Annotated in this window: 7 protein-coding genes; all 7 read left to right on the forward strand. The window is 52.6% G+C overall.

Going from position 1 to position 13603, the window contains the following annotated elements:
• The first annotated feature begins 145 nt into the window (after positions 1-145).
• A complete protein-coding gene (locus NSS82_RS04295) occupies positions 146-1648 on the forward strand; it encodes an ABC transporter substrate-binding protein (RefSeq protein WP_036684926.1) in 1503 nt (500 codons plus the stop codon).
• A 124-nt stretch (positions 1649-1772) separates the two neighbouring features.
• Positions 1773-2678, forward strand: coding sequence for an ABC transporter permease (locus tag NSS82_RS04300; RefSeq protein ID WP_282579979.1), 906 nt, complete (start codon positions 1773-1775; stop codon positions 2676-2678).
• Positions 2679-2702: 24 nt separating this feature from the next.
• Positions 2703-3626, forward strand: coding sequence for a carbohydrate ABC transporter permease (locus tag NSS82_RS04305; protein WP_036684927.1), 924 nt, complete (start codon positions 2703-2705; stop codon positions 3624-3626).
• Positions 3623-5917 carry a glycoside hydrolase family 3 N-terminal domain-containing protein gene (locus tag NSS82_RS04310; protein WP_076272170.1) on the forward strand — a complete coding sequence of 765 codons (2295 nt, stop codon included), beginning with the start codon at positions 3623-3625 and terminating at the stop codon, positions 5915-5917. The genes NSS82_RS04305 and NSS82_RS04310 overlap by 4 nt, the downstream gene beginning before the upstream one ends.
• 4 nt (positions 5918-5921) lie before the next feature.
• Entirely contained in the window at positions 5922-9080 is a 3159-nt protein-coding gene (locus tag NSS82_RS04315) for an alpha-mannosidase (RefSeq protein ID WP_076272171.1), read from the forward strand.
• 36 nt (positions 9081-9116) lie between these two features.
• The gene (locus NSS82_RS04320) at positions 9117-10436 is read left to right on the forward strand and encodes a glycoside hydrolase family 125 protein (RefSeq protein WP_076098666.1); all 1320 of its coding nucleotides are present in this window, start codon (positions 9117-9119) and stop codon (positions 10434-10436) included.
• A complete protein-coding gene (locus NSS82_RS04325) occupies positions 10433-13594 on the forward strand; it encodes an alpha-amylase family protein (RefSeq protein WP_370511298.1) in 3162 nt (1053 codons plus the stop codon). Before NSS82_RS04320 ends, NSS82_RS04325 begins: the two co-directional genes overlap by 4 nt.
• The last annotated feature ends 9 nt before the right edge of the window (positions 13595-13603 follow it).

Consider the following 13603-nt stretch of genomic DNA (forward strand, 5'->3'; position numbering starts at 1 on the left):
TTCTACATGATTTATTTAGTTTATCTTCTGTTTGAAAATGCTTTCATAAATTACAGTAAAGATAGTCCTTGAAGGAGAAAGCTGCTGGTTTAATTCCGGATTAGGCCAGCGATCTTGAGGTAAACAAAGGGGAGGTTATACAGGAATGGGCAACAACAAAAGAAAAAGGTTTTCCCTGTTACTGACATCACTTATGGCATTCTCGCTTGCGCTCAGCGCATGTGGCGGCGATTCAAACAACGCGGCAACTAACAGTTCAGGAGCGGGCGGCGACGGTGCATCATCCGAGAAACCAGTCGAACTGATCTGGTACACGATCGGCGGACCGCAGAAGGATCTGGACCGTGTCGTGGAAGAAGTCAATAAGTACACTAAAGAGAAGATAAATGTCACCCTGAAGATGAATATGATTGATTTTGGCGATTATACACAAAAAATGCAGGTCAAAGTAGCCGCTGGTGAACCCATGGACATTCTCTTTACGTGCTCCTGGGCGTTCGATTATGTGCAAAATGCCCGCAAAGGCGCTTTTATGGAATTGGACAGCCTGCTTAATGAATATGGAAAAGGCATCGTAGACACGATTGATCCGGCGTTCCTGGAAGGTTCCAAGGTAGATGGACATAATTATGCCGTTCCTGCCAACAAAGAGCTTCCGGCGCAAGAAGTTTGGCGCTTCAATAAAGAGCTGCTCGACAAATATAACCTCGACATTTCCGGGGTGAACACAATGGAAAGCATTGAACCACTGCTGAAGACGATCAAAGAGAATGAACCGGGCATCACGCCTTACGCTATGGTGAAGGATTTCATGCCAGTACTGCCGTTCGACTACATCATTGAAAAGATGCCAATGGCTGTTTATATGGACACGAAGGATTACAAGATCGTGAACATTCTGGAATCCCCAGAACTCAAAAGCACTCTTGAAACCGTTCGCAAATATTACAAGGCAGGTTATATCTCGCCGGAAGTAGCAACTACAACTTCGGTGGATGATCTATATAAATCTTCGAACTGGTTCATGGATCGCGCGGCTACCCAGCCGATGGCGGACAATCTGTGGTCGGCAAGCTACGGCTATCCTGTAGTTTCCACGCCAGCTGGCAAACCTTACATCTACAACTGGTCTGTTATGGGTTCGATGCAAGCCATCTCGGCTAACTCTGCATATCCGGAGAAAGCGATGGAGTTCCTGAACCTGCTCAACACCGATCCGGTGCTGCGCAACATGATTGACTCCGGAATCGAAGGCGTGCACTACGAGAAGACTGGTGAGAATTCCATGAAGAACCTGGATGAATCCAAGAACTATGACATGCCAACCTTCTCGCTGGGCAATATCATGATCAACTATTTGAACGAGGGTGACCCTGAGAACAAATGGGAAGAGTTCAAAAAGTTTAATGAATCCGGTGTAAATGCACCGCTGCTTGGTTTTAACTTCGACACTTCCAAGGTGACCACTGAAATCGCTGCGGTTCAGAACGTAAAAGAAGAATACTGGTCACCACTAATGACTGGAACCGTTGATCCTGACGAGTATCTACCGAAAGCTATTGAGAAATTCAAGGCAGCTGGTTTGGACAAAATTATCGCTGAAGCGCAATCGCAAATTGATGCCTGGAAAGCGTCCAACAACAAGTAAAACATCAACGTAAGAGAAGATCGGGGCAGGGGCGTGGCCTCTGGACCCGGTCTTTTTTTGAAATATAAGGACATACAGGAGGGATCTAAGTGTGAAGACAATCAGCGGATTTATAAAAAATATTATGAATAACAAGATTATGCTGCTCATGGTTTTACCAGGTGCGCTTTGGTTTCTCTTTTTCTCTTACCTGCCGATGATAGGGACAATTATTGCTTTCAAGGAATACCGCTTTAGCCGCGACGGCTTCTGGGCGAGTATTATCAACAGCAAATGGGTGGGGTTAGACAACTTCAAGTTTTTGTTCACCACCAATGACGCGTACATCATTACCCGCAACACCTTGCTCTACAATGGAGCGTTTATCCTGCTTGGCTTGATCTTGTCGGTTCTGATGGCGATTGTGCTGTCCGAGATTGTGAACAAGAAGCTGGCCAAAGTGTATCAGACCGGCATGTTCCTGCCCTACTTCCTGTCATGGGTCGTTGTCGGCTATTTTGCATTTAGTTTCCTGAGCTCCGAACGCGGGATGCTGAACCAGATCATGGGCTTTTTTGGCGCAGAGTCAATTCAGTGGTATTCGGAAAAAGCCTACTGGCCGTTCATCCTGATCTTAGTCTATCTGTGGAAAGCGGTTGGTTACAACAGCGTAGTTTATCTCGCAGCTATTATGGGGATCGACAAGTCGCTGTATGAAGCGGCGATGATCGACGGAGCTAGTAAGTTCCAACAGATTCGCAATATTACACTGCCGTTGCTGAGTCCGATTATTACGATCATGACCCTGCTGGCCATCGGTAAAATCTTCTACGCCGACTTCGGTCTCTTTTACCAGGTGCCTCGTAATTCCGGTACGCTCTACAGTGTCACGAATGTTATTGATACCTATGTCTATCAAGGCCTCAAAACAACGGGGGAGATTGGTATGAGCACTGCCGCAGGTCTGTATCAATCGGTTGTCGGCTTTACGCTAGTCATGACCTCCAACTATATTGTCCGCAAATACAACAAGGATAGCGCTTTGTTCTAGAACCTCATGAAAGGAGTGGGCCATATGTCTTCCATTACTAAGACTAAAAAAGAACGTGATTTCCACCATCTCTCAACGCCCTGGAATATCACTTTTAATCTGATAGCCGGCATCTTTGCGTTTCTGTGCGTGTTTCCGTTTCTGTTCGTCGTGATCATCTCCTTCACCGATGAGGTGGCGCTGGCGCGGGATGGCTATAAGCTGATTCCGGCAAAATGGAGTCTCGGCGCATACCGTTATGTGTTTGAATCCGGAGATATGCTGCTGCGTTCCTATGGTGTGACGATTTTTGTAACGGTGATCGGGACGATCATCAGCCTTTTGTTTATCGCTTTTTATGCGTATGCCATTTCCCGGAAAAGCTTCCGTTACCGCAATTTTTTCTCGTTCTTCGCGTTTTTTACCATGCTGTTCAACGGTGGACTTGTGCCGACTTATATTATCGTTACGCAGTTTCTAAGCCTGAAGGATACGATCTGGGCGCTGATTTTGCCGCTGGCGGTGAATGCTTTTTACATTATGATTCTGCGCACCTTCTACAGCACGAGTGTGCCTGATGCCATTATCGAATCCGGCAAAATCGACGGGGCGGGCGAGTTCCGTATCTTCCTGAAATTAGTGCTGCCTTTATCACTGCCCGGTCTGGCTACGATTGCCTTGTTCAGCACCCTCGGCTATTGGAATGACTGGTTCAATGCGCTGCTGTACATCGACAACCCGAATTTAGTCCCGCTGCAATCGATGCTGATGCGGATCGAGACCAGTATGCAGTTTATTTTACAGAACTCCCAGAACAGTTCGCTAAGTCTGGAAGCTCTTCGCTCCATGCCGCAGGATACATCGCGGATGGCGATGGTCGTGCTGGCGACAGGGCCGATTATTTTTGCTTATCCGTTCTTCCAGCGTTATTTCATTCAAGGTCTTACTGTAGGGGCTGTTAAAGAATGAGTTATACAAACCCGAATTTACCTGCTGAAGAACGGGCGGAGCATCTGCTCGGACTGATGACTTTGGAAGAGAAGGCCGGCCAGCTGATTCAGCCTTTTGGCTGGCAGGCCTATGAACATAGAGACGGTAAGATGACCTTGACAGAAAGCTTCAAGGAGAAGGTTGCGGGGGGCGGCGTGGGCTCGCTTTACGGGATGTTGCGCGCTGACCCGTGGACCGGTGTGACGCTGGCCACTGGCCTGTCTCCGCGTGAAGGTGCGGAAGCGGTGAATACGCTCCAGCGGTATGTGCTGGAGCATTCGCGGCTGGGCATTCCGGTATTGATCGGCGAGGAGTGCTCGCATGGCCACATGGCGATCGGGGCCACCGTATTCCCGGTGCCCCTGTCGCTCGGCAGCTCCTGGAATGTGGAGCTGTATCGTGAGGTCTGCCGCGCCGTAGCGCTGGAGACACGCAGTCAGGGCGGCGCGGTTACGTACTCGCCGGTGCTGGATGTGGTGCGCGATCCCCGCTGGGGCCGCACCGAGGAGTGCTTCGGCGAGGACGCTTACCTGATCAGCGAGATGGCGGTTGCGGCCGTTGAAGGTCTGCAGGGGGAAACCTTGCAGAGCGGCGGCAGCGTGGGGGCTACGCTGAAGCATTTTGTGGGATACGGCAGCTCAGAAGGCGGCCGGAATGCCGGACCTGTGCACATGGGCTGGCGTGAACTGCTGGAAGTGGATCTGCTGCCCTTCAAAAAAGCGGTCGAAGCGGGTGCAGTCTCCATTATGCCTGCTTATAACGAAATAGACGGCGTGCCTTGCACGACAAATACAGAGCTACTAGAGGATATACTCCGCGAAGCATGGGGGTTTGAGGGTCTAATCATTACCGACTGCGGAGCTATCGAGATGCTGGCCTCTGGGCATGATGTGGCTGAAGATGGCATGGATGCAGCTGTGCAGTCACTGGAAGCCGGCATCGACATGGAGATGTCCGGGGAAATGTACGGCAAATACCTGGTGGTCGCCGTTCGTGAAGGCAAGCTGGACCTGGTACTGCTAGATCGTGCGGTCCGCCGCGTGCTGACGCTCAAGTTCAGGCTGGGCCTGTTCGAGCAGCCATACGCTGATCCTGATGCGGCTGAACGCGTCATCGGCAGCAAAGCGCATCAAGATCTGGCCCGGCAAGTGGCGGGCGAGAGCATCATCCTGCTGAAAAATGAAGCAGGTGTGCTGCCATTGTCCAAGACCACCGGCACGATCGCCGTCATTGGCCCTAACGCCGATGCCGGGTATAACCAGCTCGGCGATTATACCTCACCGCAGCCTCCGGCTAAGGTAGCGACCGTGCTCAGCGGCATCCGCAGCAAGCTGGCTGCAGAGCCGGAGCGGGTGCTCTATGCACCGGGCTGCCGGATCAAAGGCGATTCCCGCGAAGGTTTTGAAGCCGCGCTCGCTTGTGCAGAGCAGGCCGATACCGTTGTTATGGTCGTCGGCGGCTCCAGTGCACGCGATTTCGGGGAAGGCAGTATTGATCTCAAGACAGGCGCGTCCAAGGTGACGGAGAATGCCTGGAATGATATGGACTGCGGCGAAGGCATTGACCGGGTGACATTGACCCTGTCGGGAGTGCAGCTGGAACTGATCCAGCGGGTTCATCAGCTCGGCAAACCTGTGATCGTCGTTTATATTAACGGCCGTCCGGTGAGTGAGCCATGGATTGACGAGCATGCACATGCCATTCTGGAAGCCTGGTATCCAGGCCAAGAAGGCGGGCACGCTGTTGCGGATATCCTGTTCGGCGATGTGAACCCGTCCGGGAAGCTGACTGTATCCGTGCCGAAGCATGTGGGCCAGCTCCCGGTCTATTACAACGGCAAACGTTCCCGTGGCAAAAGATATCTGGAGGCCGATTCCCAGCCTCAATATCCGTTCGGCTTCGGGCTTAGCTACACTGAATTTGCGTACTCCGGGTTGAAGGTGGAGCCGGAAGTAATTGCGGCTGGGGAGACGGCTACAGTTTCCGTGGACGTTCAGAATATAGGAGACCGTGAGGGCGCAGAGGTGGTGCAACTGTACATTTCCGATGTCGCCAGTAAGGTCACCCGTCCCGCGAGGGAATTGAAGGCTTTTGACAAAATTAAGTTGGCTCCGGGTGAGAAGCAAACCGTGTTGTTCACGGTAGGACCGGAGCAATTGCAATATATCGGACCGGACTTAAGACCTGTTGTAGAGCCAGGAGCGTTTAAAGTGCTGGTGGGTAAGCATGTAAATGATACACTGAGCACCGATTTGACGGTGAGGGGGTAAAGACATGGAACGCATTAAACGCTTCATCCGCGAGCTCTCCGAGCAGCAATGGCTAGAGGTGCAGGAATTGCGCGATTGGGAGATTCTGTCCTCGGTGTATCAATTGCCGGGACAGTATGACAAGCTGCAGCCTTACAAAGAAGGCGGCAATTATAATCTGTTCCCGAGTGTGCAAGGAACGACCTATTTCTTCCGCCGTACTTTAGAGATTCCGGTTAACTGGCTACCGGGCCACACAGGGCTGATTTTTGCTTCAGGTGGGGAAGGGCTGCTGCGGGTGAACGGTGAATCGCGGCAAGGACTCGACCGTAATCATACCTTCGTGACTCTGGCAGGTGATCCATCTGGCCGTCCGTTGGACCTGGAAATCGAACTCTTCGATCCGGTCCCCGAGCCGGTGGATCCATTAAATCAACAGGCGGTGATCCAGCCGCCGATTCGGCTGATCCACAGCCAGCTGGTGCTGGTGAACAGACCTGTGCAGAGTCTAATGTACACGGCAGTAGTGATTCGCGATTCGGCAATTCTGCTGCCTGAGCAGGACCAGCGCCGTAACCGGATGCTGGAAGCTTTGTATGTGGCAATGGATGAATTCGTTGGTCTTACCACGCAGGAGATCCGCGAGGGTGGTGAGATTACGCGAATCGAGCAGAAGCTGCGGGGCAGAGTCGGGGAGATCGGCGGTCATGCCGAAGGAACAATCCACATGGTGGGCCAGTCCCATATCGATATTGCCTGGCTGTGGCCTGCGCGCGAGACCGTGCGCAAGACGAGCCGGACGTTCTCGACGGTGAATGCCCTGATGGACGAATATCCTGATTATCAATATGCACAGAGCCAGCCGCTACTGTTCGAATATTTGAAAGACAATGACCCGGTACTCTATGAGAAGGTCAAGGCACGCATCCGTGAAGGACGCTGGGAACTGGTCGGTGGGATGTGGATCGAACCGGATCTGAACATTCCGAGCGGAGAATCACTAATGCGGCAAATGCTGTATGGCCAACGCTTTTATCTCGAAGAGTTCGGGCGGACCTCGCAGATTGAGTGGCTGCCGGATACCTTCGGCTACTGCGCTTCTCTGCCGCAGATTCTGCAGCATGGTGGAATCAAATATTTTATGACCACCAAGCTGGGCTGGAATGACACAAATGTCTTCCCTTACGATCTGTTCCATTGGGTCGGCATTGACGGCACGCCGATGTTGTCTTACCTGAATCATGGGGTCAATGAGAATACGCTGCCCAAAGATGTTCATGAACACTATCAGTCCTTCCGCGAAAAAGATAAACATAATGAGCAGATGCTGCTCTATGGGCATGGTGACGGCGGCGGCGGGGTCACCCGCGAGATGCTGGAATATATCCAGCGTGCCGAGCTAATGGTCGGCCAGCCGGAGAGTAAATACAGTAATGCCGCGGATTTCTTCGCAGGTATTACGCGCAGGCAGCCGCAGCTGCCGCAGTGGCGGGGCGATCTGTATCTGGAGCTGCACCGCGGCACCTACACTACGCACGGCCGCAACAAGCGGAACAACCGCAAGGCGGAAGTGTTGTACCGTGAAGCGGAGCTGTGGCAGACATTAGCTTCGCCGCAGCTGGATACGGAGCAATGTACCGTAGTTGCCGGGCAGCTGCATCAGGGCTGGAAGCTGATTTTGTTGAACCAGTTCCATGATATTATTCCGGGTTCGGCGATTACCGAAGCTTACGAGACCTCGGAGAAGGAATACGCAGAGGTGTTTGAGCTTGGCCGTGTTGCGCTTCAGCCGGGGCTTGCGGCATTGGCCGGGAACATTAACACGTCAGGCGAGGGCACACCCTACATTGTTTTTAATAGTTTGGGTTGGACGCGGGATGCCGTGGTCGAACTTGCCCTCAGCGAAGAAGTAGCCGCCAGCGGAAACTTTGCGGTGTATGGCGAGGATAACGTGCTGCTGGAAGCAGATGTCCTGACGGAGGAGGCAGCAGTTTCTGGTGTCTCGGTTCACGTTCCGGAGATTCCGGCCTTTGGCTACAAAACAATCTGGATTCGTGATCTGTCACAGAACACATCCGATGAAAGTAATGCAGAACCTGCCGCTGCTGAACATAATCAAACAGCTGCAGGAGCTGTTCCCTTCGGCGACCGTTGGGAGACGGACTATTATCGTATTATCTTTAATGAGCGGGGAGAAATCACCAGTCTTTTTGATAAAAAAGGAAACCGGGAGATCGTAAAATCCGGTGAGCCGGCGAACCGCTTCCACTTTTTCCATGACCGTCCGACGCTTTGGGATGCCTGGGACATTGACAACCGTTATGAAGCCCAACCCGCCGGGGAGGCTGAACTTATAGAAAAGGCAGTGATCCGCACTGGTGCGGTGCAGGATATTTTGCGCTTCCGCTGGAAGCTGGGCCAATCCGAGATTACTCAGGATATGATTCTACATCACCATAGTTCCCGGATTGATTTCCAGACGCATGTGAGCTGGAACGAAGCCCATAAGCTGCTTAAGGTAGGGTTTCCGATTGATGTTGTCGCGGATAAGGCGACTTACGAGATCCCATTTGGTGCGCTGGAACGTCCGACCCACCGCAACACCAGCTGGGAGCAGGCGCAGTATGAGGTTTGCGGGCACCGTTTTGCCGATGTATCCGAACGTGGATATGGCGTCAGTCTGCTGAATGATTGCAAATACGGCTATGACATCCAAGGCAGCACCATTCGTTTGTCGCTCCTGCGCGCGCCGAAATGGCCGGATGCTACTGCGGATCTCGGCGAGCACGACTTCACCTATTCGCTATATCCGCACCGTGGGGATTGGCGGGAGGCTCATACTGTTCACCGTGCAGCAGAGCTAAATCATGAGCTGTATACTTTTGCAGCTTCATCAACACAGGGGCAGCTGCCGCCAACAGGCTCATTTATCGGATTCTCCGGTGAGCATGTGGTGCTGGATACGATTAAGCCATCCGAGGACGGGCAGGGGACTGTTCTCCGTTTCTACGAATCCTCGGGAGGCCGCGAGCGGGTTCAGCTCAAATGGCAGCATCCGGTTCAAAGCGTCTACCTGTCCAATGCTCTGGAAGAGCAGCTGGAACTGATCGGACACACGGCTGGCGGTGAATTGGAACTTCACTTTGCCCCTTACGAGATCAAAACAATCTACATCAGAAATTAAATAATCACATCACAGATGCAAAGGAGCATAACTCACTTGGAACAATTCCGATTACCCAAAATAGCAATGCCCCAGCTGCCGCTGCCGCAGGCCGTACAAGAAGTGCTTGCCGAAGCGGAGGAGAAGCTGGCACATCGCCCGAAGCTGTTGCAGCTCTTCAAGAACTGCTTTCCGAATACGCTGGAGACGACTACTAAACTGCTGGATGACGGAACCACCTTTGTGATTACCGGCGATATTCCGGCCTCCTGGCTGCGTGATTCAGTGGAGCAGGTAATTCAATACGTGCCTCTGGCCAAAAACGATCCCGATCTCCAGCGCATCATCGGCGGTCTTATCAAACGCCATATTCAGTATATTCATATCGATCCTTACGCCAATGCATTTAATGAGTCGGCCAATGACTGGCACTGGAACACTACGGATGTGACCGAGATGTCACCATGGGTGTGGGAGCGTAAATTTGAGATTGATTCGTTATGTTTTGTTGTGCGCCTCGCTTATACCTACTGGAAAGAGACGGGCCTGACGGATTTCTTCGACGCGGGGTTCAAGTCGGCCATGCGCCAGATCTTCGATTTGTTCAAAAGAGAGCAGCGGCATTTCGAGCAGTCTCCGTACCGGTTCAGCCGCAATAACGGCATTCCGGAAGATTCTCTGCGCAACAGCGGTCTAGGCATGCCGGTGAACTATACCGGAATGATCTGGTCGGGGTTCCGGTCCAGCGATGATGCCTGTGATTTCCACTACAACATTCCTGGCAATATGTTCGCCGTTGTCGCGCTGCGCCAGATGCAGGAATTCGCGGAGTGGGTCTTCCGCGATCTAGACTTCCTGGCTGAACTTAAAGAGCTGGAATTTGAAGTGGATCATGGCATCAAGCTCTACGGCATTTATCGCCATCCGGAGTTTGGTCCGATTTATGCTTATGAGACCGACGGCTTCGGCAATTACTGCCTGATGGACGATGCGGGAACGCCCGGACTGATCTCCATTCCGTATCTGGGTTACGCTTCGGCGGATGATCCCATCTATCAGAACACCCGACGTTTCGCATTGAGCAAAGAAAATCCGTTCTATTATGAAGGCACAGCTGCTAAAGGGATCGGTAGCCCGCACACTCCGGAGAACTATATCTGGCATATGGCGTTGTCTATGCAGGGCATTACGGCTCAGACTGCCGAAGAGAAGCTGGAACTGATTGCCATGCTGGAAAGTACGGATGCCGGAACCGGATATATGCATGAAGGTTTCCATGTGGATGATCCTAGTGTATTTACCCGCAGCTGGTTTGCATGGTCGAACAGCTTGTTCTCGCAGCTTGTCTATCGGGCGATGAAGGAAGGTATTCTGTGAGCGGGGGCCGTATCATCCTGTTCGCGGACCCATCTTTTCCCGGGTATACCGCAGCGGGCGGACTGACAGCGGAACAGGCACAGTCTATAGGAATACATCATACTGACCCTCCTGTTTATGCAGAACAGCTGGCCGCAACGCTAGACAGCGCCAAGGCCGGGGACTGCTTCGTTAGCTTCCATGCTCCATACTTCCCGAAGGAGGCTTGGCCTTCCATCGTCGCCTATTTGAGCAGAGGCGGCAGCTTGATCAGCATTGGCGGTGCCCCGTTTAAGTATCCAGTCCGCCTAGTCGCTGAAGAGTGGCGGATCGAAGTTGAGCAGACTGCCTATCACCGCCAGCTGCATATCCATGAAGCGCTGCGTGTGAGCAGCGCAGATCGCATACAGCAGCATGTCGCGCTTAGAGACATTCCGCTCTTTGTAGGCGATGAGCAGCTGCTGGCCCTGTCGGATACCTGGAACCTGGTGCCGCATGTCACTAAAAGCAGTGACCTGCCGGAGCAGATGGGTTCCAGTGGCCCCATGGACACGCGGATCTATCCGCTGCTTAAGGGCATTACCGCCGCCGGGCGTGAAGTTTCTGCTCCAGCTGTGCTGTGGGAGCATATCGGCGGGCCTTTCGCCGGTGGCCGCTGGCTCTTCATCGGCCAACCGCTTACGCCTGATTTCTGGAATCAAGGCGGAACGGAAGCATTAACCCGCTGGGCAACCTTTGCCGCTCGGGGTGTAACAGAGCTGTGGCTGAAGCCCAACTATGCTTCTTATGAAGAAGGCGAGCGGCCGCTGCTGTTTTTGCAGGGCCAGCGGCTAAGCCGTAGCCAATCGTCACCGACATCAGCGCAGTGGACCCTGAACATCACTCTGAGCAAAGACGGGGAGTCTATCCCATGTTTCACTCACGAGTGCAAGCTTGAGGTTAGTCGCGAGCTGAACTTCCTACGTGTACCGCTTGCTGTAGAAATTCAACCTGGCCTGTATCATCTTTCTTGCCATGCTGTATCTGAAGAAGGCGAAGTGCGGATGTTGCGTCAAGGCTTTTGGGGATATGACGTGGGCCTGTTATCGCAGGGGGAACCGATTAAGGCTGGAAGAGATTATTTTATCAAAGACGGTCAGCCTTTACCTGTTGTCGGCATGACTTATATGACCTCTGACGTAGCGCGGAAGTTTCTATTCCTGCCAAATGCTGATGTCTGGGATCGGGATATGGCACAGATGCGGAAGGCAGGCATCAACTGGATTCGTACCGGCATCTGGACAGCCTACCGCAATATTATGCAGGTAGACGGTCATGCCTCGGAAGAAGTGCTGCGGGCGATTGATGCTTTTCTACTGACTGCGAAGCGGCATGAGCTGCAGGTTACCTTTACGTTCTTCTCCTTTACGCCGGAGACTTGGGAAGGGACGAATCCTTATCTTGATCCGCGCAGTGTAGAAGCGCAAAAACGGTTCATCCGCTCCATCGTCGCACGGCATCGCACGACAACCCATGTCGATTGGGATTTGATCAATGAACCGTCAATGTTCGATCCGCCGCGGATTTTCTCGGACGGACCGAGCTCGGCGCGAGATAAATATGAACGCGCTGCTTTCTCTGCTTGGCTGGAAGAACGCCATGGTGATATAACTTCGCTGCAAGAGCGCTGGAATATGACGCCGCTGGAATTGCCGGATTTTGCGGCTGCACAACCTCCTGAGCAAGAAGAGATTAACTTTAGTGTGCAGGATATTCATTCCGGGAAGCGCGGCACACGTTGGCTCGACTACTGCCTGTTCTCCATGGACATGCACAACGTATGGGCAAGGGAGCTAAGCGGCACTATCAAGGAACTCTGCCCAGATCATTTAGTGACCGTAGGGCAGGATGAGGCTTTGGGTGCCCAACGGCCATCGCCGTTCTTTTATGAGCGCGATGTCGATTACACCACTGTTCACAGCTGGTGGTTGAATGACAATCTGCTCTGGGATGGGATTTTTGCCAAAACCCATCACAAACCGAACCTCATTCAGGAGACCGGCATCATGTACGTAGAGACGCCAGACGGACGGGCTAAACGCAGTGAGGAAGAATTGCGGGCCATGCTGGAGCGCAAATATGCCTATGCGTTTGCTTCTGGAGGTGCCGGGGCTGTGCAATGGATCTGGAACACGAACTTTTATATGGATAATGCCAATGAATCACAGATCGGTGCGCTGCGGGCCGATGGGACTGAGAAGCCGGAAGCGGATGTGTCTTATGATTTTGGGCGGTTCATCGGCGAGGCCGGGGGATTATTTGACGGGCGGAAGCTGGAAGAGATTGCCGTGGTTTTCCCTTACTCTAATGACTTCTCTAACCGGAAGCTCGCCTATGATGCGACTACCCGCCTGACACGGATCTTATCTTATCAGCTTCATTTGCCTTTCCGCGCCGTATCGGAATACGATCTGGCTCCGCTGGAGGCAGAGCCTGCTAAGTTGATTCTCCTGCCGAGTGTGCACAATCTGGATAATGACGCCCTTCAGCAATTGCTGGACATAGTGGAGCGTACAGGTGCCGTTCTACTCATTACTGGAGCATTGGGGGTTGATGCGTATTGGCAGCCTTCGGATCGTATGGACGCAATAGTAGGAGCCCGTAAACTTGGCAACATGCGCCGTGAGGAGCAGCTTCTATTGAACGGACGCAAGTTTGCAGTGTCCTACGGACAGAAGCGAATCGCGGAGCTAGTCAAAGAAACGCCAGCAAATGCAGATGTTGATTCGTCTAGCTCAGGCGGTGTAGGTGATTACCTCATCGAACGCCAGCTTGGCACAGGTCGCCTGCTCTGGTGCCCGCTACCTTTAGAACTGAATGACCGAGACGAGCCGATCGCCGCGCTCTACCAATATGCTGCACAAGCCGCAGGTATCGTAACCGAGCTGGAGTGGATCAGCGGGGGAGACTTGCCAGGTGTGTACGGGCGGAAGCTTGCTTTTGCAGAAGGTTCATTGTATATCTTCGTATCTGAATACGCCTGGGATGCCGAACTTGAAATAAAAGATCCTGCAACTGGAGCTCACTACTCATTTTTACTGGAGAAAGAACGTTCGGTGTTGTTTGCAGCTGATTCAGCGGGCAAGCTGGTAGCTGTCTATAGACCTGAAGAGGTTAACATTACGCTTAATAAATGCTGAAGAACTGAG

The organism is Paenibacillus sp. FSL H7-0735 (genome assembly GCF_038008505.1).
GTDB classification, from domain to species: domain Bacteria; phylum Bacillota; class Bacilli; order Paenibacillales; family Paenibacillaceae; genus Paenibacillus_AQ; species Paenibacillus_AQ odorifer.

Coding starts and splice junctions, on each gene's coding strand:
- NSS82_RS04310 (WP_076272170.1), top strand. CDS start 3,623: ATGAGTTATACAAACCCGAATTTACCTGCTGAAGAACGGGCGGAGCAT.
- NSS82_RS04315 (WP_076272171.1), top strand. CDS start 5,922: ATGGAACGCATTAAACGCTTCATCCGCGAGCTCTCCGAGCAGCAATGG.
- NSS82_RS04295 (WP_036684926.1), top strand. CDS start 146: ATGGGCAACAACAAAAGAAAAAGGTTTTCCCTGTTACTGACATCACTT.
- NSS82_RS04305 (WP_036684927.1), top strand. CDS start 2,703: ATGTCTTCCATTACTAAGACTAAAAAAGAACGTGATTTCCACCATCTC.
- NSS82_RS04300 (WP_282579979.1), top strand. CDS start 1,773: ATGAATAACAAGATTATGCTGCTCATGGTTTTACCAGGTGCGCTTTGG.